The sequence below is a fragment of the Anaerosporobacter faecicola genome (genome assembly GCF_012070565.1).
GTDB classification, from domain to species: domain Bacteria; phylum Bacillota; class Clostridia; order Lachnospirales; family Lachnospiraceae; genus Anaerosporobacter; species Anaerosporobacter faecicola.
Genome location: NZ_JAAQRO010000022.1, coordinates 49,590 through 72,688, shown reverse-complemented (window position 1 = coordinate 72,688; position 23,099 = coordinate 49,590). Strand labels below are relative to the sequence as shown.

Annotated in this window: 19 protein-coding genes; 16 read left to right on the top strand and 3 right to left on the bottom strand. The window is 38.4% G+C overall.

What is annotated here, in order from left to right; genetic code table 11:
• Positions 1-28: 28 nt before the first annotated feature.
• From HBB17_RS08560 to HBB17_RS08550, 3 genes are all read right to left on the bottom strand, one after another.
• Positions 29-715 (bottom strand): DUF6320 domain-containing protein, encoded by a 687-nt coding sequence (locus HBB17_RS08560; RefSeq protein ID WP_167957068.1) that lies wholly within the window; start codon positions 713-715, stop codon positions 29-31.
• A complete protein-coding gene (locus HBB17_RS08555) occupies positions 699-1,967 on the bottom strand; it encodes a hypothetical protein (RefSeq protein ID WP_167957067.1) in 1,269 nt (422 codons plus the stop codon). Before HBB17_RS08555 ends, HBB17_RS08560 begins: the two co-directional genes overlap by 17 nt.
• A 145-nt stretch (positions 1,968-2,112) precedes the next feature.
• On the bottom strand, positions 2,113-2,958 hold the full coding sequence (locus HBB17_RS08550) for a LysR family transcriptional regulator (protein WP_167957066.1): 846 nt from the start codon (positions 2,956-2,958) through the stop codon (positions 2,113-2,115).
• Positions 2,959-3,532: 574 nt separating this feature from the next.
• Between HBB17_RS08550 and HBB17_RS08545 the strand changes: the two genes are divergently transcribed.
• The 16 genes from HBB17_RS08545 (at position 3,533) to HBB17_RS08470 (ending at position 22,971) form a co-directional block, all read left to right on the top strand.
• Positions 3,533-4,216: a response regulator transcription factor gene (locus HBB17_RS08545; protein WP_167957065.1), complete on the top strand. Its 684-nt coding sequence runs from the start codon at positions 3,533-3,535 to the stop codon at positions 4,214-4,216.
• Positions 4,176-5,570 (top strand): sensor histidine kinase, encoded by a 1,395-nt coding sequence (locus tag HBB17_RS08540; RefSeq protein ID WP_167957064.1) that lies wholly within the window; start codon positions 4,176-4,178, stop codon positions 5,568-5,570. Before HBB17_RS08545 ends, HBB17_RS08540 begins: the two co-directional genes overlap by 41 nt.
• Before the next feature lie 123 nt (positions 5,571-5,693).
• Entirely contained in the window at positions 5,694-7,979 is a 2,286-nt protein-coding gene (locus tag HBB17_RS08535; protein ID WP_167957063.1) for an ABC transporter substrate-binding protein, read from the top strand.
• Between the two features lie 279 nt (positions 7,980-8,258).
• Positions 8,259-9,149: a carbohydrate ABC transporter permease gene (locus tag HBB17_RS08530; protein ID WP_167957062.1), complete on the top strand. Its 891-nt coding sequence runs from the start codon at positions 8,259-8,261 to the stop codon at positions 9,147-9,149.
• A gap of 61 nt (positions 9,150-9,210) precedes the next feature.
• Positions 9,211-10,029, top strand: a complete 819-nt coding sequence (locus tag HBB17_RS08525) for a carbohydrate ABC transporter permease (RefSeq protein ID WP_167957312.1) — start codon at positions 9,211-9,213, stop codon at positions 10,027-10,029.
• A gap of 86 nt (positions 10,030-10,115) precedes the next feature.
• Positions 10,116-12,404: a hypothetical protein gene (locus tag HBB17_RS08520; RefSeq protein ID WP_167957061.1), complete on the top strand. Its 2,289-nt coding sequence runs from the start codon at positions 10,116-10,118 to the stop codon at positions 12,402-12,404.
• Complete coding sequence (locus HBB17_RS08515; RefSeq protein ID WP_167957060.1) at positions 12,397-13,638, top strand: ABC transporter permease; 1,242 nt, start codon at positions 12,397-12,399, stop codon at positions 13,636-13,638. The genes HBB17_RS08520 and HBB17_RS08515 overlap by 8 nt, the downstream gene beginning before the upstream one ends.
• Positions 13,639-13,643: 5 nt before the next feature.
• Entirely contained in the window at positions 13,644-14,390 is a 747-nt protein-coding gene (locus HBB17_RS08510) for a LytR/AlgR family response regulator transcription factor (RefSeq protein ID WP_167957059.1), read from the top strand.
• On the top strand, positions 14,375-15,919 hold the full coding sequence (locus HBB17_RS08505) for a GHKL domain-containing protein (protein ID WP_167957058.1): 1,545 nt from the start codon (positions 14,375-14,377) through the stop codon (positions 15,917-15,919). Before HBB17_RS08510 ends, HBB17_RS08505 begins: the two co-directional genes overlap by 16 nt.
• Positions 15,920-16,103: 184 nt before the next feature.
• Positions 16,104-17,714 (top strand): VanZ family protein, encoded by a 1,611-nt coding sequence (locus tag HBB17_RS08500; RefSeq protein WP_167957057.1) that lies wholly within the window; start codon positions 16,104-16,106, stop codon positions 17,712-17,714.
• A gap of 238 nt (positions 17,715-17,952) precedes the next feature.
• Positions 17,953-18,480 carry a cysteine hydrolase family protein gene (locus HBB17_RS08495; RefSeq protein ID WP_167957056.1) on the top strand — a complete coding sequence of 176 codons (528 nt, stop codon included), beginning with the start codon at positions 17,953-17,955 and terminating at the stop codon, positions 18,478-18,480.
• 253 nt (positions 18,481-18,733) lie between these two features.
• The gene (locus HBB17_RS08490; RefSeq protein WP_167957055.1) at positions 18,734-21,331 is read left to right on the top strand and encodes a cation-translocating P-type ATPase; all 2,598 of its coding nucleotides are present in this window, start codon (positions 18,734-18,736) and stop codon (positions 21,329-21,331) included.
• A gap of 168 nt (positions 21,332-21,499) precedes the next feature.
• The gene (locus tag HBB17_RS08485) at positions 21,500-22,246 is read left to right on the top strand and encodes a DNA alkylation repair protein (RefSeq protein WP_167957054.1); all 747 of its coding nucleotides are present in this window, start codon (positions 21,500-21,502) and stop codon (positions 22,244-22,246) included.
• Positions 22,247-22,294: 48 nt separating this feature from the next.
• Positions 22,295-22,504, top strand: a complete 210-nt coding sequence (locus HBB17_RS08480; RefSeq protein WP_167957053.1) for a spore coat associated protein CotJA — start codon at positions 22,295-22,297, stop codon at positions 22,502-22,504.
• Positions 22,497-22,766, top strand: coding sequence for a spore coat protein CotJB (locus HBB17_RS08475; RefSeq protein ID WP_167957311.1), 270 nt, complete (start codon positions 22,497-22,499; stop codon positions 22,764-22,766). Before HBB17_RS08480 ends, HBB17_RS08475 begins: the two co-directional genes overlap by 8 nt.
• Positions 22,753-22,971, top strand: coding sequence for a manganese catalase family protein (locus tag HBB17_RS08470; RefSeq protein WP_167957052.1), 219 nt, complete (start codon positions 22,753-22,755; stop codon positions 22,969-22,971). Before HBB17_RS08475 ends, HBB17_RS08470 begins: the two co-directional genes overlap by 14 nt.
• Positions 22,972-23,099 lie beyond the last annotated feature (128 nt).

Genomic DNA, 23,099 nt, shown 5'->3' with positions numbered 1-23,099 from the left:
CTCTATACTCCTGTATTTATGTTGAGGCTTAACAATGTAAGCGGCGATGCAACTCTTCCCTTGCTTCATGGGTAGAGAAGAAGAACAAACCTAATAAGGTCACACCACTATATAGGCAACAAACTAGAGTTGGCCAATGGACAGTTGTTAAAGAAATAATGGCAAGTATCAAAGGAATAATCGCTAAGATACATGTACTAAAGATATAGATGGAGTACTGGTATAAGCGTTTTTTACTTCCTAAGATGCAGCTAGTTGCCAATAGATTAAGAAGGATTAGCCCAAATGGAAGGATGTAATCCAGTGCCCAATGGTAGTTCGTACCTAAAAGAGCGAGTGCCACAAGGAAGAGTAGTGTGTAGAATCCAAAACAATAAACCTTATGGAAGAAACCATTGGATTTACGAAATGTATGAATGAGCAATGCAGTAAACAAACAAGGTAATATCACATATGCAGACCAAGTGATGGAGGAAGGTGCGCTATAGAGATCAATTACCACACAGCATAATACAGCAGCAGTTAATAGGAAATAGAAGAGAGTCGGGAATCCATTACGTCTACGGTCCTTTTTGGTTATGCTAGGATAAGCAAACGGAAGAGAATCTGGATTGGAAGTTTTTGAAGCGGCCTCTTCTAAGGAATTATTACAGAATAAGCAATGGCTAAGGGGAGTACGATAGTGTAGTCCACAAGTTTTACAATATTTCATCATATCCCTCCTTATAATTCGTATCGATGGTTACAGGTATTCCTGCATCAGTTAAGAGCTTAAGAAAATATTGAATGGTAGTTATATCCTTAAACTCAGAATTCAGCATAAGATTTGTATGCCCATGTATGGAGGCTATTGCCATACACGTACCGCCTAAAGCAAATTCCACATCATCAATGTAAGGATCTAAGTCAGTTGGTAGCGATATATTACCTAAGTTGGAGATATAGTAGGTACTGATATTCTCCGCACAATAGTAATACCCAATCTGAAAAGCCAGATTCTTTATGGCGAGAGGTAAGATGCGGATGAAAGGATTTTTTTCAATACTTACATTGGAATTAATGCGGCGGTGGAGATCTTCTTTGGTAAGTTGATCAGCAAACTGTTCTTTGGTAGACGCCAACATTTTTTCAAATGTCCAGGACTCTTTTCCAGAGAATGTAGACTTAATATAGAGTGAAAAATTCCGTAGGGTATTGGACGGAAAAAATTTGCGTAGATTCACGGGTATGAAGATCTTAATTGGTTTCTTACTGGTGCGGCAGTCATGGCTACAAGAATAGATGCTATATGCCATTGCAGCAGTTACATATTGTCCAATGGTAACATGATTCGCTTTAGCAACAGCGGATAAGCGTTCTGTTGGAACTTGTGCACGAACGGCCAAAGAAAAATGATATTTGAACTTTTCACCAGATAAATGGTAAGCAGGTTCCTCGGTTAGGCTCTTACGATTGGTTGAATCATAGGAATCCACGAACATATCAATTTCTCCTGTTACATCATGGGGTAACTGGCTTCGAATGCGTCCATCATGTTCTAACGAATGCCCTTGAAGCTCAAAATATTTATAGACAATGGATTTGAGAAATTCCATTGCACCAGTGCCATCGGTTAACGAGTGAAAGGTCTCCAGTGTTATTTTATTCTCATAATAGTAGACTTTGAACAGATAACCGTTATTCTTCTGCCAGGAGAAGAACTTGGCGATTCGTGCAGACTCTTCTTCCACCTGGAATGGTCGATCGTTTGCAGAAAGATAGTACCAAAAAAGCCCAGACTTCAATTCAACTGCAAAAGTTTCAAATCGAGGAAGCACGTTATTAACAGCTTGTTCTAAAAAATCTTTCTTTACTTTTTCTTTTAGGTAGAATGACAATCGAAAAACACTGCTTCGGCTGTCTTTCGATACAGCAGGAAATATCTTACCAGCATTATCAATTGGATACCAGTATTGGTTCCGTTTCATAAAAAAACCCTCTTTTCTTAGTAATCTCAATAGGGATTAAGGAGATGAACGGATAAAAGGTCGTTCATAACCCTTTTACTTTTGTATTTATCAATATCACATGATGTAGTTTTTAAAACTATTATAAGTCTACTACTAGAAAAGTTCAATAATTTTCTAGTAATATGGAAGGATTCTCTTCAGAGTAGATGCGATAAGAATTAATCTTTGGCGTTTTAAAATTAAGAAGTGGGACTGTTTCAAGAATACCATCCTCTATGTAGGAATGAACGAGGCTTTCTGGCAGAAAACTATAGCCCATTCCATCTATTAAGAATTGCAGGAGTTTGGTACTATTATCAATCTCAAAATGAAATTGATAAAATGGTGGAAAAAGTTCCCGTATGAATAACCCGACTTCCTGTAAAGCAAAGTTACAGAATAGGTATTGAATCTGTGTTAGTTCCTCTTTGCGAATGCCATTATGATACGTATTGTTCTTAGGTGAAGTTACAAGGACTAAAGAATCTGTGGCAAAGACATCACTGCGGTAGCCATTGCGGACAAGAGGAAGATAGGAATAGATAACATCTAACAATCCATCCTGCAACATCTGTAAGAGAGATGTGGAGTGGGCAACGGTAACGGTGAAGGCGCAATTCGTATGGGAGGAAAGCAGTTGCTTCATTGATTCCACCAAGTGACATTCATAGATTGTATTCGTTGTGCCAATCCGTAAACTATGTTCATACTGTTTGATGGAACTCATTTCTTTTATTGCAGATTCTTCTAGATCGATCATACGCTTTGCGTAGGTTAAGAACAAATTCCCTTCTGGTGTCAAAGAAACCGTTTTCTTATCTCTAAGAAAGAGCTTTTTACCAACTTGACGTTCCAATTCTGCAATTCGATTGGTAACGGTTGATTGTGCAACAAAGAGTTGGTCTGCTGCTTGTGTGAAATTCTTTCGATCGGCAAGCACCAAGAAGGTGCGGAGATGTTGGGTATCCATTGGTTCCCTCCTAACGTATGTGTATTATGGGCTTGTGTATATTCTAAATGCTAGAGTATCGATGCATAGCTTTTTGCACGGATTTTCAAGCATAGTAGTAATGTGACAGGTAATTGGCAAAGTAAGTTATATTAGTATCTATATATCGAATTATATGTCATAGATTAATTCGATATACAAATAATACCACCAAAGAAAGAAACTGGTCAAGTAGTATACAGGGAGAGAAAGATTTACTAAGGACTTTTGACACCCGAACAAGTTAATCATGTGAGTTAGAAGGATAATAAAGTGTATTCAGAAATCGGCTAGCATAAGGTCGTGACAAATGGGGAGTCTTTTATAAAAGGAGATGACAATAAGCAGATTGAGAAAATGCTTATTTACATTGCCTTTCTTTTACAATAGAATATAGGTAACTTCATATAAGACGGCTGGTTATGACATTCGTATGAATCAAGAATCGTTAGCAAATCAATGAATAGTTACACCATTCCGTTACATTGGGTTTCACCCAACGCAGGAGACAACCTTTACCAATCGCAATTCGTAGATAATTACTGGAGGGAGAGTAATGAAACTATTACTAGTTGAAGATGATATTGAATTATGCAATGTAATGCAAGAACAGCTTATGGCAGCGGGGTACGAAGTTGATGTTTGCCACAATGCCATCAATGCGGGGTATTATCTGACAAGTACCTCTCATGATATGATTCTATTAGATCGAATGTTACCAGGGAAAGATGGGATGACATTCTTGGCAGAAGTAAGACAGAAACAGATTATGATCCCGGTTATTGTGATTACGGCTATGAACGGTATCTATGACCGGGTTGATGGACTGGATGCAGGAGCGGATGACTATGTAGTGAAGCCATTTGCTATAGAAGAATTATTAGCAAGAATCCGTGCTTTATCAAGGCGACCAAGACAAATTGAAGAATCAGGTGTACTACACTTTGGGGATTTATCCTATCAGGCAGAACGAAAGATATTGGGAAAGGGTGAGGATACCTATACCTTATCAAAGAGGGAGAGTGCTTTACTGGAATTCTTCTTACGCAACGCTGGGCAGGTTGTAACGAGAGAACAGATCTTAGAGAGGGTCTGGGGGTTAGATGGAGAGGTAGAAGAAGGAAATATCGATAACTACATCTATTTCCTAAGGAAACGGTTGCGGGGAATTCACAGTAATGTGATGATTCAGACGGTATATGGAATTGGATATCGGTTGGAAGTACAGAAGGGCATGTGAGCAAGTGATGAGAAGAAAGAAATCTAGAGAAGGAAAAGAGAGACGAAACAAGAGTAGTATGCAAAAGGCGAAACTTCGTCTACTTCTATTGTATAGCATCAGCATGGGTATTATCTTGACGGTTGCTCTGTTTTCCGTCTATATGATTAGTCAAAAGGAGAGGGAACAGAATAAGAAGCGTTTGTTTCAAAATCTGGTGACCTCTGTCTATATGAAGATTTCTACTGATTCTTCCATAACAAACTCCTGGTTATCCGAGATGGAGAGTAACAATGAAGCAATCTTGCAGATCTATGATGGAGACACTAGTTTGCAATCCTGGGGAAGTTGGATAACCGAGGAGCAAAGGGTAACCGAAGTAGACAAAGTGGAGGAAAAAGCACAGGAAGACCGATTTATTATACATACAAGACCAACTTCCATGAAAGAAGGAAGTTATCGCATCTATCCGTTGAAGAATGATAAGGGGAAAACTTATTATGCTTCTGCCTGTATTGTACCGTATGGAAACAGCTTTCGAAGTGCTATTGTTGTACAATATTATTCGAAGCAAGAACAAGCGGCAACCCATCTTTGGAGGATGTTTCTAGGAATCGAGGGGATTGGAATCATCAGCATGGTATTCCTTAATCTGATCTATGTACGATTTATCATGCGTCCCGTCGAAGAGAACAAGAAGATGCAGACGGAATTCTTAGCCGCAGCATCTCATGAGTTAAAGGCACCTTTGGCGGTTATTCGTACCAGTTCCAGTGCAATTGTACGAAAGCCAGAGAAGATGCAACACTACGTGGATATCATTGGGGAAGAATGTGTGCGTATGGCGGGGCTAGTGGATGATCTGTTGATTCTTTCTTCCACTGAAACAAAATCATGGCGTATGCGAATGGAGAAGATCGAATTAGATACGTTACTGTTAGATACCTATGAAGAATTCCAACCTATTTGCAAAGAGGCAAAGATGGAGTTACAGATTCATCTACCAGAGGAATTACTACCAGCTGTTCGAGGAGATGCGAAACGATTGAAACAAGTATTATTCATTCTACTGAATAATGCGGTACAATATGCCCAGAGTAAGGAACCAATCTGTTTGCAAGCAGAGATAAGTAAGCATTATCTGTTTATTCGGGTGGTCGATCATGGAATAGGGATAGCGGATGAAAAAAAGAATGCGGTATTTGAGAAGTTCTATCAAGTGGATTCCTCCCATCATGACCGAAAACATTATGGATTAGGGTTAAGTATCGCCAGAGAATTAGTACAGCTTCATCAAGGATTGCTATTGTTGACAGATACACCTAAGGGAGGCTGTACATTTACAATTAAATTGCCAATTGACTATACGGGGTGAACGTATCCTACATTGTTTGTTCACAATTTTAAAGAAAAGTTAGAGAACTTTTAGAGAATCCTTTGCTATTCTGAATCAGTCAGGAAGAAGACGAGGAAGAATTTTATAAGGAGGAAAGATGAAATGATGAGGAAGAAAGAAAACGTCAGGAAAAGTAGAGGCAGAAGCATACAATCTTATGTAGCATTATTGTTGTGTATAGTACTTGTATGTCTGTTGTGTGTTGGTTGTAAATCAAGTACGAAGAAAGAAGATAGTGTATCCATGGGGAGATATATGGAGCAGGAGTTACAACTTCCAGAAGAGTACAATCAAGGGAATATTATGGACATTAATAATGTAGAGAATACACTGCAAGTATATGTGGAGTTAGAGGGCGCGTATAAATTATTATCCTACAAAGAAGGTTCATGGACAGAGGAGAATATGGATTGGATCACAGCAATCCTAACAGAGAATGGTTTGACATTGAGTGATGTGGTCTTAGGGCAAGACGGTAATCAATATATCTTGTGCTACCACATGGAAGAGAATCAATCCATTTGTTACTCTATATATAAGAAGGAAGCGGCTTCTGGGAAGAAGCTGGAGATTCCTTGGCTAGAGAAAAAACAGGATAATGGATTTGGAGAAATAGAGTATCCGTATGTTACGCATTTTGAAGTCCTTGCAGATGGCTCCATTGTGCTTCCTGACACAGCAAGTTTAGATGGGGAAAGCAGTATGATCCTGTATGATGGAGAAACTGGAGAACCTGTGCTAGAAACAGATTTGGTAGAGCCAATGGCAGTAGAAGAGGATTTTTTGATTGGCTACAATAGAGAAAAACAGCAATTAGTGAAGATTAACCAAAATGGTGAGGAAAAAGGAACGTATGAGTATCAGGGTACCAAACAGGAAGATGGAACGTATTACTATCAAAGTTCCAATGATTCAACATTGCTTGTACAAAAGGATGGATCGCTTTATAAATTAGCCAATAGCGGGATATCCATTTTACAGGAAAAAGGAACAATGTGGCAGAATATCGTGGAAGGTGATCTTACCACATTATCCGACCAAACGCTTAATTTTCAGAAATTAGTCATTCTATCAAACCAAACAAAGAAAGTGGATTATGCTGTTCTCGCCTATGATAGCCAATATATACCAAGGTTGTACTATTATCAATATGATGAAAATGTTGAGGCGATTCCTTCAAAGGAGATCAATGTGTATTCCCTCTATATGAATTCTACGATCCGCCAGGCAATTACCAAATACCAAGCAGAACATACGGATGTAAAGGTGAATTATACATATGCTATAGAGAACGGGCAAGAAGGCGTTGATCAAAAAGACTGTATTCGGGCGTTGAATACCGAATTATTGGCGGGAAATGGTGCTGACCTGTTAGTTCTTGATGGTCTACCAAAAGATTCGTATGTAGAAAAGAATGTGTTAGAAGATATCAGTGATCTAGTAAGCCCCAAAGTGAAAGATGGAACATTGTCTGAAAATGTGATGAACAATTACATCACGGAGAAAGGCTTCTATTATCTACCACTTCGTATTCAGGTACCAGTTGCGTACGGGAATGAAGAACTGGTGAAAAACATAACCTCTTTAGAGAACATGATGAATTATGTTGATCGACTGCAAACAGATCTACCACTTGATAATATAGGAGGAGAGAACTTTGCAAACCTTTTCTGGGGATTGTATCATACGGAGCTGATTAAAGAGGATTCTACCATTGATGAAAATGCATTATCACAGTACTTGGATCTTTTGAAGAACGTAACGGATCGGTATGAGGATGAAGGTGGTAGTGGATATTATTCTAGTATGTTCCAGGCAGACAATGCCATTTCTTTAGAAAATGGATTCTCCATGTATTCAGGAAAGAAGTCATCGGATAAGACCTATCTTGTGCAGATGGTAACTTTATCAGATTGTATTGTTCCATTCCAAGGAGTAAGAGATGAAGAAATGTTTTATGATACGTTACAAAATCAATATGTTGAAAGTGGATTAGTGGGTATCAATAAAACAGGTAAGAATAAGAAGTTAGCAAAAGAATTCTTAGAATATCTATTGGGGGATACGGTGCAGTCCGGTGATTCTCTTGATGGGTTCCCGGTAAATAGCAAATCATTGGAAGCGTTGTTTAGCAATGATAAAGCACTAGAAGATATGAGAATTGTAAGTACGGGAGAGGAAGGTACGTTTGAATATACTCCGCCAAAGAGTGAGCAGATAGCAGAACTCTATGAAAAAGTTACGTCTCTAAACAAGCCAATATCGTATGATTGTACACTTCAGAGTTTGGCAGTAGAGAAAGTGAAGGACTATATAGAAGGAACGACTTCAAAAGAGGAGACCATTCAGAATATTCGAAATGTTGTAAATAGTTATTTGGCAGAATAAGTTTGTATTACTCAGTAAAACGACCATGTAAGAGGATTAGTATTCTTGCATGGTCGTTTTTATGAAAGTACTTCAACTTTCCTATTAAATGAACCCTCCGGGGGAAGCGCACTCGTGCATAAGTGTAATGTACGCTGAATCTGACAGTGTTCTTAACATTTGTGTACAATTCTTCACGAATTCCATGGATTCTTAAAGATTATTTAGAGATTTCCATGCTATTCTTTCTTATAGAAGAAATAGAAAATTATTAATTATAGGTAGTAAGGTGGTTAAAGAATGAAGATACCGATTGAAAAGTATATAAGAACCAAACGAGCAAGGAAGGAAACGTTGTTGGGAATCGGATTCCTTCTTCCAAGCTTGATCGGAGTTTCCATTTTCGTACTGATTCCCTTTATGGATGCAATCAGACGATCATTTAGTGAGACAATGACTAGAAAATTCGTTGGATTTGAGAATTATAGAGTTGTATTTGCAAATGAAGCATTTCAATTAGCGGCAAAGAATACAGGTAAATTCCTACTCGTATGTATTCCATTGCTTTTGGTCTTATCACTGACCTTTTCTGTTCTCTTATACTCGGTAAAAAGGCTGCAGAATGTAATTAAAACCACATTCTTGATTCCAATGGTTATACCAGCAGCGTCCATTGTTCTATTATGGAAAGTATTCTTTGATGAATATGGTTTATTGAATAAGATAATGATAGCCTGTGGGGGAACGGGAACGGATTGGATGAATTCCAATAAAGCTTTTTTGGTATTGGTATTCACCTATATATGGAAGAATATTGGATACGACATTATCTTATGGCTGGCTGGACTGAATGGCATATCAGAAAGTATTTATGAAGCAGCTTCTGTAGATGGAGCAGGTTCCTTGCAGAAATTTATCTATATTACCATCCCGAATCTTATGTCTACACTGTTTATTGTAACCGTGTTATCCTTGATCAATAGTTTTAAAGTGTTCCGAGAGGCATATCTTATCGCGGGGGATTACCCACATGAAAGCATCTACATGTTACAGCATGTATTCAATAACTGGTTTACCAATCTGGATATCCAGAAGATGTGTGCAGGTGCGGTATTGGTTGCCATTGTACTACTAGGGGTGATTGTTTTGATTCAAAAACTTACTAGAAGTGATAAAGAAGAGATCGTGTAGGGAGGCATACAGATTGAGAAACAGAAAACATAAATGTAAAAAAAGTAGTTGTTTGATCTATATGATCTTACTTCTTGCCTGTTTACTCATATGGATACCAATCTATATGGTAGTAAGCGGTTGTTTTATGAGAGGAGAAGAATTAAAAGAATACATTGGAGTTGTACTCGACCAAGGAAATGGATACGTAGCCTGGCCATTGCTCCCCATCTATCCGACACTGAAGTCATTTGTTGAGTTGTTATTTGATGCACCGCAGTTTTTTGTGATGTTTTGGAATTCCTGTAAACAGGTTTTGCCTGCAGTGTTTGGACAGTTTTTGGTTGCAGTACCTGCGGCTTGGAGTTTTGCAAGATTTCGGTTTCCCTTTAAGAAATTTTTATTTTATATCTATATTATCTTGATGATCTTGCCATTCCAGGTAACAATCGTTTCAAGTTATTTGGTATTGAATCACTTACATATATTGGATACCCACCTTGCAATCATATTGCCAGCAATTTTCTCTACATTCCCTGTATTCATTATGACAAAATTCTTCAAGGGAATACCAGAAGAGTTGATGGAGGCAGCAAGACTAGATGGTGCAGGAGAGGCATATATCTTCTTTCGGATAGGTATTCCATTAGGGAATGCAGGAATCATCTCCGCATTGATCCTGTCCTTTATCGAGTTATGGAACTGTATTGAACAGCCGTTGACCTTCTTAAGGGACAAATCCTATTGGCCATTGTCCCTTTATCTACCACAGATATCGGTAGATAATCTAGGTGTTTCTTTTATAGCTTCCATGATCATGATGTTACCTGCCGTTTTGATTTTCTTAAAAGGGCAAGAGTATCTGGAACAGGGAATCGTTGCATCGGGGATCAAGCAGTAATTCATTTGGTGTAGAAAGGTTATTGATTGCCAATTCAGGAAAGAAAAGAAGAATATAGAGAGGAAGAATAGAAAGGATTGAGATAAATGGAAGAGAACAAAAAGAATGGAAAAATGAAAGGATTGCAGAATAAAGCAGGAAAATATCTTGTGATATTCGTGGTTTGCATGATTGCTTTAACGATCGTATCACGAATCAGTGCAAGTTTGACCGTACCAATCGTGTCGACGCAGGTTCCTAAGAAAGATGTTTTGAATTATAAAATTACAGGGGAAGGGGTAATTGATTCCGCTAATGCAATTTACCTTGATCTTGTGAAAAATCTTCAGATTTCAGAAGTCTATGTTAAGAAAGGGCAGAATGTTAAAGAAGGTGATCCTCTGTTTTGCTATGATCTGAATCAATTAAACGATACCATTGAGGAGGCACAAAAAGCGTACGATGCAGCACAACGTGCATATGACAAAGCCGTCTTACAGGAATCGCTAGAGGAAGATAACAAGGATACGAATGCAGAACAGAAGGCAGTAAAACGAGCCAATGAAGACTTAAAGGATGCACAAAAAGAATATGAGAAGGCGAAGGAGGTATATAAGGAGAAGATTCAGGAAATCAAAGATAGTCTGACAGAAACCCAAAAGAAGGAGTATGATGCCGCACAGGAAGAGTATGATACAGCCAAAGAGGCCTATGAGGAAACGAAAGCCAAGAATGCAAAAGCAGTTGCAGATGCGAAAGAAGCATATAGTGATGCACAAACTGAACGAGATGATGCGATTGCAGAAGCAAAAGCTGTTTATGCAGATGCGCAAAGTGATCTAGATGAAGTAACAGAAAAGCAAACCAAGTTATTAAAATACATGGCAACATTTGAACAACATGCGAAGAGTCAAAAATACACAGAGATGGATAAAGATTTGGAGAACATCTATATAACGTATTTTGGAAAAAGTGAATATGAACAGATCAAAGCAAAAGTTGATGAAGCGCAAGATACCTTGAATCAGGCAGAGGATAATTTGAAATCTGTGAAGAAAAAATGGGAATTAACGATGGAAGAAGCAGACCGTGAACTAGCGAAGGTTGACCCAAGCTCGGATGAATATTCTACAGCATTAAATAAATACAAGTTGCAACAGATTGAAAAAGAAGATGCAATTGATGAGGCACAAGATGCAGTTAATTCAGCAAAGAAGCAGGTAGCCAATGTTTCACCAAAATACACAGAAATAACAGATGCGGCGATTGCTTATTTTTACTTCTTAGCAGCCAATCCAACAGGAAGTGATACCACGTTACATAAGAAGTATTACACCGCTATTATTGATTCTTCAGTAATCGATGAAGCGGAATATAAGAGAAAGAACAAAGCAGTGGAGAAAGCAAAAGCAGCAGTAACAACCGTTACGAAAAAACAAGATAAGTTGGTTGCAAAAGCGAAGGCAGCCGTTGAAGAAGCGGTTGCAAACCAAACAAAAGAACTTGAGAAAGCAAAGGCAGTTGTTACAAAGAAAGCAAAAGCAGTTGATGTGCTACTTGATAAAGTATATGAAGATAAAGAAGGAATCCGCGCAGCAAGAGAAAGTCTGGACATGAAAGAAGATGCGGTAGACAAAGCAAAGCGACAAGTTGAAGATGCTATGGACACCTTAAGTGATACAGAGAGAGCCAATGCTATGAAGGAACAAAATGATAGAATCAATGCGCAGATAGCCGCGTTGGATAAGGAACAATTACAGGAAGAGATGGAAACAAAGGAAGAAGTATTGGAAGAACTAGAACAAGTTCAAAAGGCAAAAGGAAATGTAGTAGCAGATCTGGATGGAATGGTGACCGCATTGGATATTGAACCAAGAGGAACGATCTCTGGTTCAGAGAAGGTAGCGATAACACCAAGTTGTGCCGTATTTGTGGGCAATTTCGAAAAGGATTACAAAGAGTATGTGGAGATTGGCGATGAAGTAAGCTGTAAGTTAACTGGATATAAGGATCCAGTGAAAGGAGAGGTTCTTACTTGTACGTACAATAGTGAAATCGATGGATATGAGTTCACAGCAAAATTGGCTGAGGAAGAATATGCACCAGGTATATCTGGTGAATTTACCATATCCAAAGCTTCAGAAAAATACGATTGCTGTATTCCATTAACCGCATTACGTAATGACAATGCTGGAGACTATGTACTTGTTATGAGAGAAGCAAGCACCATATTAGGGAAAGAATACAAGGCCTATCGTGTTAATGTTACAGTAAGTAAGAAGGATTTCCAAACAGCAGTGATTAATGACGTACTTGCTTATGATGATGAAGTGATCATAGGAAGTAACCGAAATGTAATGGAGGGCGACCGTGTTCGTAAAGGAACCTATGAATAGAAGAAAACGATGGAAAATAAAGAATGTGATTTTACTCGTTCTTGCAATGTTTTGCTATATCATAGGAATCCGAACATATAACGGATTACGGGAAAATTATCAAAGTGTAAGTGTTCAATTGCAAGGCGATGGAACAACGAAAAAACAAGTTGTAACCCTATTAGAAGAAGAAAAAGAAAAGTACTCCATCGGTGAGGGAGACACCATGGATGAAACGAATGCTGCGGGAGAAGAAGCAAAGGTAACGACGCGGGTAAAGAAAGTGCCAGAGATCACCGCTTATGAAATGGAAGAACATAAGACGGTGACCAATAAAAAATATGGAAAAGAAAAAGCGACGACAAAGTACTTGGTGTATGGTAATATGCAGCAGATTCTACCATTGCAAATCTATCGAGGAAATTATGTGTATGAGAATGACTATGAGGGCTGTATCTTAGATAAAGAAACTGCTTATGAATTGTTTGGCAGTATGGATATACTTGGACAGCAAGTAGAAGTGGAAGAAACCATTCTTCAAAAGAGAACGGGTGTCACAGAAGGGGAGAATTCTGGGACAGAAGATAAGCAACAACAGACAACGAGTAGTGTGAAGAGAGTGTATTATGTTCGTGGAATCTTGGATACGAGTCATCCTGTTTTTATGGTGCAAGCAAGGAGTGACCAGACAACGTTTCATTACCTACAACTAAATTATGGGGATACGGAACGAGGAAGAGAATATGTAGAACAATTACAGATGATCTATCCTTTGGGTTCCTCTGCGGTGATTGTTGACCAGAATCTGATTGTTCGTCTTGTGGGAAATGTATTATTTTTGCCAGTATTGTTTGTTTTTGTGTTCTTCTTGATTTTCTTTATTCGAAGAATTCAGTTATATGGGAATGGTGAGGAGAAGCTACAAGAACGTCTTCGTATAATGGCTGGTACAGAGTTAAAGAAAGCTTTCCTTTTGCTTGCTTTGGGGATCACAGTAGTGGTAACAGCAAGACAATATGGATTCTTTCCACTACAATACATACCAACAAAGTGGTCGGATTTTAACAGTGTTGGCCGCACCATCAATACCATTCAGAGCCATATGGAAGAGTTAAACTATATGACACCGACTATTCGAGAGGTAATGATGCGAAAAGAACTGGGGGTCTTGGTTGGTTCTGTTATTGCCATGGTAATATTCATATGGGTGTTACAAGAGAGAAGGCAAAGTAAGAGAGAGCAGGAAGAGGAGTAGAGAATATGCTTACCATAATCTTATGTGATGATGATCGTTTTATCCTACAATTAGAAGAGGAAAAGATACGATCAATCATAGAAATGAATAAGTTGACGGCAGTGAAGATTGGCTGTGTCTCCATGGAATCTTCTGAGATTTTTACATATATGAAGAAGAATGTTGGGCCATTTCTCGTGTTTTTAGATTTGGATTTTGGTTGTGGAAAATTGAATGGAATCGATGTGGCGAAGCAGTTAAAAAGTATTCAATCCCAAGTAAAGATAGTATTCGTAACCAATCATCATGAGATGGCGATGAAAGTATTGCAAAGTGGGGTAGAACCCTTTGGTTTTATAGAGAAGACGACGAACATTGAACAGTTAGGAGCTGGATATCGCCGCTATATACAGTTAGCCATTGCTTCAGGGGAAGGAATGGAAGAGAAAGAGGAAGTTCTTAAACTAACCATAGGTTTTGATGAAACGGTTACGATTCCCAAGCCCCAGATTCTATATGTGGAATCAGAAAAGATGATTTCCCATGGAGTGACGTATCACACGATGGATGGCTCGTGTATAACCGTACGGGATACGATGGAACATGTGTTGAAGCAATTAGGAGAAAATTTTGTAAGAGTACATCGTTCCATTGTTGTAAACCATCGATATATGGTAAGTTTGACTGGAATGAATATTCGTTTATCCAATGGAGAAGAAGTACCTTGTGCGGTGCGAATGAGAAATGAGGTGAAAGCATGGTTGAAATCCTAGGACAATGGCTTCGTGTGATCTTGTTTGTATGTGGGGTTGGGGGATTACAATTGTTGTATACATGGTTAGAGAAAAAGAACATCCCCCATTTTGCATGGTTGGAAACAGGAATCACAATAAGTCTGATTGTAATTACATTCTACCTGTTTCAAGGAGAATTGGATTTTGGCCATTGGGGTGGAAGTGCACTTGTCATTTCGACCCTTAGTTTGATTGTTATGGCAATGACTATTTCCATCATTGGCTATATTAAAATTCATGTATCAGATGGAATTTTACTGGTATATACGTTATTTCTCGTTGAACATTGTACCGGTGCATATGTATTTCTAGACAGTTTGCGATATTTTACTGTTTGGATTCTTTTATGCATTTTTCTTTTACGTCGTTATAAGAAAATTCGGGATCTGGCATTACAGCTTGTCATTACAATAGCGATTGCCATAATATCTTATGTGCTATTTAAAAAAATCTTCCAATACGAAGTAAGGGATATCTACTATCGTTATGCATATTATTGGCACTTGGATAATCTAGAAAAGACATTGTTTTTAACTGGATTGGCAACTATTTTTCTAGTGCTGTTTGTGGGAATCTTATTCCTGCTTCGAAAAATCTTAGCTCTGTATATTGAACAAATTCATGCATTTAGTCAGGTATATGAAGAAATTGGACAGTATCTATTACTGATTCCAGGATTTTTTGGCGTCTATCTAATTCTTATGAATTATAGTGAATGGAGATATTTTTATCAGCCAGGAGAATCTAGTGGAACTGTTATGCTTGTCTGTTTGTTTTTATTTTTCTCTGTTCAGATTTTTTACATTCGTTTGCTCGTGCAGACCGTTCGCTTGAAGGAACATTTACAATTTAATGAGATTGAAAAGAAGACAACGGCGCTCTATCAGAGTGATATGGAACGAAATATGAAAGAAATCCGACAGATGAAGCATGACCTTAAGAACATCTTCTTAACAATGGGTGGCTATGTTGCTAGAAGTGATGACACAGAAATGAAAGCCTACTATTATGAGAATATTGCACCATTTGCAGGGAATGAAATACGGAAGAATGATTTGTATGTGACAATGCAAGAGATAAGGAATGAAGCAATTCGTGCCTTCTTATATTATAAATACTTGGAGATACAGAATAAGGGACAGGAACTAGAACTCGAAGTCTATTCAGATCAAAGCTTCTTGCCATACCTGAATAACCCATCTGATATTATTCGCATACTTGGTATTTTTTTCGATAATGCAAGAGAGGAGTGTGCTTGGATACCAGACAGTCAGATTCATTTTGTAGTGAAGGAAAAGGAAGGAGAACTGTTACTCTTAGTAAAGAATCCAGTACGGGAGAGCGTGGAGGAAGTTGGTATTCATATTGGTATTACGAGCAAAGGTCTAGGCAGAGGAAATGGATTGGAAATTGTAAAAACCATTGTGAAAAAGCACAATGATATCTTATGGAATTCCTATTTTAATGAAGGTGAGTTCGTTCAGAGCCTGCTTCTGAAGAAAAGATAAAGGACTGCACGTACCATGCTGTGCCCTAAACGTTGAACTGTATGCCGGAACGTATCAGTCAGATAAGTGAATATGCAGTAGAAGATGGAATGGAGCAAAAATCAACATTGCTCCATTTTTTTGTTATATAGTAAGCCTAACAACAAAAAGGTGGTTTGAAATTTAAAAGAAAGAGGCGAGTAAGATGTTAGGTTATATAACAGAAGCAACTGGGTATTTAGGCAAAGGGGTATTAGCAATTGGAGTATTTCTTTTATTATATGAAGGTTATCTATTATGGAGAGGGAGAAGAATCAGTTGGTGGGAAAGAGGAGGACTGTTCCTGCTTGGTATATATCTCATCGTGGTGTTGTCCGTTACCGTTTCTCCCGTCTATGGATTTTCACTTCAAGCTGATTTGCAGAACATGAATATAATTCCATTAAAAGTGATTGGGGAAGGGCAGAATAATTCATTGAATTTGCTCGGTAACATCGTCATGTTTCTTCCAATTGGTCTTATGTTACCAATGGTTTCACGAAAGATGCAACATGGGATTAGGGCGATTCGAACGGGAGCAGAACTATCCATATTAATTGAAGCAATACAGTTATTCTTAAAAAGGGGAACCGATATTGATGATGTAATACTGAATACTCTTGGTACGGCTATAGGTTATCTAATCGCCGTATTGCTCTTAAAGCAATTTCCATTTTTAAAACAAAAGATTGGAATCGAATCGATGAAGAATGGAAAAAAATTAAGGCGGGATTCCCTTCCTCTCCTATGTTTGGGTGCAATAGTACTATGCAGCGTGTTTGTAGTAGGGTATGAGAAACGAAAAGCCTTGCTACAGGATACCGCCAGTTATGCAAAGGAAGTAAGGCAGAATGCAGAAGTGATTTCAGATGCCAAACAAGATGGTACTACAGACCTGGATTTAGAGAGCGGAACAAAAAAGGTATCTACGAATGAGGAGAAAGATAAAAACCAGAGTAATAAGAAAGAGCATGTACTAAATATAGAAGAAAAACTTACAGCCAGCAATATCTATGTAGTGAAGGTTGCGGATCAGGAGAAACTCTATGGACGGAATGAAGAGGAAAGAATAGCACCTGCCAGCACAACGAAGATGCTGACAGCATTAACGGTATTGAACTACTGTGAATTAGAGGAGGTTGTTACTGTAGGCGATGAAATTGCACTATTACCAGCTCATTCTTCTGTGGCAGGCTTTCAGAATGGGAATGAGGTAACCATAGAGCAGTTGCTGGAGGGATTGCTGTTACCTTCTGGAGGAGATGCTGCATTTACATTAGCTGCATATACTGGTAGAAGAATTGCAGGTCAAGATGATTTAGGTGCAAAACAGGCAGTAGATACATTTGTTGATGCAATGAATGCATTGGCAAAGGAGATTGGTGCTAAACATTCTTGTTTCCAAACACCAGATGGATATGATGAAGAGGGACAATACAGTACGGCTAAGGACTTAGCTCAAATTGCAGTGGCATTCATGGATGCCTCTACAGAAAATGGAATCTTACGTGAGATTGTTCAGATGGAAAGAAGCCGAGTTTGTACGCGAGATGGGAGAGACATAACCTGGGAAAATACGAATCTTCTTTTAAATGAAAATAGCGCATATTATTATGAGAATGCCATTGGTTTAAAAACAGGAAGTACAGACAAGGCAGGTAAATGTCTTGTATCCGCAGCAGTGCTTGATGGAGAGGAATATATAGCAGTTGTCATGGGAGATACCGAGGAAGGCAGATTTAAAGATACCATTGCTTTATATGAAGCAATTCCCTAAGGAATGGTATTGTATGGGAGCGAGAGAAGGCATATAATATAGATAGGAATTCAAACTTCGCACTTGAATGTTTCGTACGAGTAGGTGATTGCTAGATTCATCGGTGATCCCATAGCAATTATCTACTCTGCGGAAATTTTTCGATGTGAAAATTTGAGATAGTATAGCAACTGTCGACGGAAGGAATAGGAGCGCATGGGCAAATGCATCCGTACACCAAAAGAACAGGGGGACTCGTATGAAGTATGCAATGATGGTAGTAGATGTACAACAAGCACTAGTAGGAGACGATTTGGAGCAGAAGGATACATTTATCGCAAATATCAAAGAGTTACTTGCATTTGGTCGTGAACAGAATGTGGAGATTCTATATGTTCGCCATGACGATGGACCAAAGGAAGAACTGACAAAAGGAAAAGCTGGTTATGAGATCTATGAGGAAATCACTCCAGAGGATGGAGAAAAGGTGTTTGATAAATGTTACAACAGTGCCTTTTATAAAACGGGACTGAAGGAATATTTGAAGGAAAAACATATTACCAATCTTATCATCATGGGATTACAGACGGAGTACTGCGTGGATGCAACCATTAAGTCTGGATTTGAGCAGGGATATCGTATGATTGTACCAGAGGGAACCATTACAACAAAAAACAACGGAGAATTTACAGGAAAACAATTAAATGATTTCTACCACTATACAATATGGGAAGGAAGATTTGCCAAAGTATTACCAATAGAGAAAGTAAAAGATTTTATTCGTTAAGATTATGTTAAGAATAAAAAATTACATTGACACAAAAGCAAAAAACTTGGTAAAATGGGTGAAGTCAAAAGGGAGTAGCTAACATTGAAAGATGATTACGGTGTCGTCAATACGATTCAATTGCGAATCCGTACCGTAACGAAATCAATAGTTGTTAATCAACCGATTTTGTAGCGAGACTTTTGTTGTAAGTTAATTACAGCAAGAGTCTCGCTTTTTTTAGGCTCTGCTATATAAAAAAGGAGGATTTCATATGTTAGAATATCAAAAGGACAAAGAAGAAATCATACGTGAACTTGGTACCTCGTGGAAAGGTCACACGGATGAGCAGGCAAAACAAGCTAGAAAAAAATACGGTCCTAATGAATTAGTTGAAGTGAAGAAAAAGAGTGTATTGCAGGTGTTCCTTGAGCAGTATAAAGATTTTCTTGTAATCATCTTGATCATTGCAGCGGTTATTGCTGCCTGTCTTGGAGATTTGGAAAGTGCAATCGTTATTGGTGTAGTTATTACCATGAATGCCATTCTTGGTACCGTACAGCAACAAAATGCAGAAAAATCTTTAAATAGTTTGAAACAACTAGCAGCTCCGATTGCAAAAGTAATCCGAAATGGAGAAACGGTGTTGTTGCCTTCAAAGGAAATTGTTGTAGGTGATATCGTTAAACTGGAAGCAGGAGATTATGTATGCGCGGATGGACGTATTCTTGAAAATGCGAGCCTCCAGGTAAATGAAAGTGCATTAACCGGTGAAAGTACAAGTGTTGAAAAAGAGGATATTACTGTAGAGAAAGAAGTTGCACTTGGAGATCAGAAGAATATGGTATTTCAAGGAAGCTATGTTACATATGGGCGAGCTACGTTCCTAGTAACAAGAGTTGGAATGCAAACCGAAGTTGGTAAGATTGCAGACCTATTAAACAATGCCAGTGAGAAAAAGACACCATTGCAACGGAACTTAGATGATTTCGGAAAGAAGTTATCAATTTTAATTTTGTTAATCTGTGCAGTGGTATTCGCTATGAGTATTGTACGTGGAGAAGAAATTGTAGATGCCTTTTTATTTGCTGTAGCTTTGGCAGTTGCGGCAATACCAGAAGCACTTAGTTCCATTGTTACAATCGTTCTTGCCTTCGGTACACAGAAGATGGCAAAAGAACATGCAATTATTCGAAAACTGCAAGCAGTGGAAGGTTTGGGTAGTGTATCTATCATCTGTTCTGATAAGACAGGAACATTAACACAGAATAAAATGACCGTTATGAATTACTATGTCAATAATACGGATTACAGCAATGACATCGTCGAGAATGGACGTTTAGAAGAGAAGATGGATAATAAGCTTGTGCTGTATAGTGTATTATGTAATGATTCTACGAATAAAGATGGAATTGAAATTGGTGATCCAACAGAGATCGCACTTTACAACTTAGGCAAATCATTTCGAATGGATATTCCAAAACTACGTCAGAATTATAGCAGAATTGCAGAGATTCCATTTGATTCTGATCGAAAACTAATGAGTACCGTTCACATTATTAACAATGAAAAACGTATGATTACAAAAGGTGCAGTTGACGTATTACTAGATCGTATGGGTTATATGGAACTAAACGGAGAAATCCAGAAGATTACATCTGCAGATAAGAAACGAATTCAATTAGCGAACCTTACCTATTCGGAAAAAGGGCTTCGTGTATTAGCTATTGCTTATCGGAATCTTGAGTCAGAAGTGGTTTCTGTTGATGATGAGCAGGAATTGGTATTCTTAGGATTAGTAGCTATGATGGATCCTCCTCGTGTGGAATCCAAAGAAGCGGTAGCCTGTTGTTTGGAAGCAGGTATTCGCCCAATTATGATCACGGGAGATCATAAGATCACCGCTGCAGCCATTGCAAAAGAAATTGGTATATTGACGAAGGATACCATTGCAGTAGAGGGTAGTGCAATTGATGAACTTTCAGATGAAGAATTACAAGAATTTGTTGAACAGGTATCTGTTTATGCCCGTGTATCACCAGAACATAAGATTCGTATCGTTAAGGCTTGGCAGGACAAAGGAAATGTAGTAGCCATGACAGGTGATGGTGTCAACGATGCACCTGCACTGAAACAAGCAGATGTTGGGGTTGCTATGGGTATTACAGGAACTGAGGTATCCAAGGATGCTGCGGCAATGGTATTGACAGACGATAATTTTGCAACCATTGTAAAAGCGGTAGAAAATGGCCGAAATGTATACCTTAACATTAAAAAGGCGATTAAGTTCTTACTTTCTGGTAACATGGCAGGAATTCTTGCAGTAGTGTATGCGTCCCTTGCAGGATTGGCTGTACCATTTGCACCAGTACATTTACTATTTATTAATTTATTAACGGATAGCTTACCTGCTATCGCACTTGGACTAGACCCTCATAATAGTTTAGTCATGAAAGAAAAACCAAGACGTGCCAATGAATCAATCTTGACGAAAGACTTCTTACTTGCTATTTTAGAAGAAGGATTTGTGATTGCATGTTGTACGATGGCTGCTTACTATATTGGAAAAGAAACAAATGCTGCTACGGCTAGTACCATGGCATTTGCCACACTTTGTCTTTCTAGACTGGTACATGGATTTAACTGTAAATCCAATCGTGCCATTCTATTCCGTAAACAAATGATCAATAATAAGTTCCTATGGGGTGCCTTCGGACTTGGTTTCTTGTTGATCAATGTGGTATTATTCGTTCCTGCATTATCTTCTATATTCCAAGTAGCAACTATTACCACAACACAATTACTTTGCATCTATGGATTATCTGTTTTAAATCTGTTCGTTATTCAGCTTTTAAAATGGATTAAAAACTAGGAGTAAACAAACAACGGTTCCTATTCAGAGAATGTAATCCGAATAGGAACCGTTTGAGATTAGGTAATGTTTGTGCAAATTAACGAAAGAAAGTTTTACTAAGGGCTTTTGAAACCCGAATTTGTTCTTGCATATGAAATAGCAAGATGGAAGGGGAGGGAAAGTACGATGAAACCAGATGTCATATCAAATCAAGAGATTAAGGAACAGTTAGCAGAACTGGCAGAAGAGAAATTTCGTAAATTCACCAGTAGATTATTACCTGGGGGAGAGCCAATCCTGGGGGTACGGTTACCAAAACTCCGAAGTATTGCAAAACAGATTGCCAAAGGAGATTATCAAACGTATCTTACCGTTGCACTGGATGACTCGTATGAAGAAATTATGTTACAGGGAATGGTAATTGGGTATGTGAAGGCACCCATTGATGAGATACTCCAAATGATTAAGAACTTCCTATCCAAAATTGATAACTGGTCTGTATGCGATAGTTTCTGTAGTGGTTTGAAGATTGCCAGAGAGGAAAGGGAGATATTCTGGAATTTTATTCAACCTTATGTATATTCTGGACAAGAATTCCAGGTGCGATTTGCGGTTGTTATGCTTCTTGATTATTTTGTAGAGGAAGCATATGTAACAAAAGCATGCCAGATCTTTGATCAGATTAAACATGAAGGATACTATGTGAAAATGGCGGTTGCTTGGGCAATCTCCATTTATTATATTGCATATCCTGCGCGCATGGTCCAATATCTGCAGAATTGTAAGCTGGATTCCTTTACCTATCATAAGGCACTACAAAAAATCTGTGAATCTAGAGCGGTTTCAGCGGAGGAAAAAGAGAAGATCAGAACAATGAGAGATCATGTCGGATTTTTCAGTGAAAACCCAGATAAAGAAAAGGAACAACCTTGAAAATGTACACATACTATACTGTATAATGCAGTATGGGAGGTTCGTGTGATGAATGAGAGATTAGAGTATACTCCTTCCCCATATCGGTGTCATTCCTTAGAAGGAATCGAGGGTAATGTAAATGTAGCAGAGTATGTATCGAGGCAAAAATGGAGTTCGGTTTTTGATGCAGACACAGCGATGATAGAAGGAACCATATTTCCGGAATTCATAGAAGCGTTTGAGAAAGAAGGAAAGAACATTGAAGGAAATGAATGAGGGACAGGAAAAGGAATTGCTACAGAAGATCCAATCGGTGAGTTTTGCCATGGATGATGTGCGGTTGTATCTGGATACGCATCCAGAGGACTTTGCAGCATATGAATACTACGATGCATATAAGCGCATCCGAACAAAAGCTTTGAATCAGTATAACCGATACTTTGATCCACTCGATCCTTATAGTATAAGAAAACAGGAATGGTCTTGGAATACCAAGCCATGGCCATGGGAGGGGGAGATGGAAGATGTGGATCTATGAAAGAAGGTTATTATGTCCAGTTAACATCAGAAAACCGGACCACTCGGTAGCAGAGTTTATTATGGATTGTCTATCTAGTGCGCCATATGAGACAAAAGCGGCTACATCCTATATAAGCCAAAGATATGGGGCACCTTATGGGGAAGTGAGTGGGCTTCTTACCGATATCGGTACAGAAGCATCGATCTTACCTACTAGCATTTGACACCCTAATAATTATTTTTATTAGGTATTTTACGGAAAATAAATGGAAAAATTAAGTGGATTTATTAGGTAGGTTACTAAATAACATAAGTGCCACTAATAACAGTGAAATACAAGAAAATCTACGAA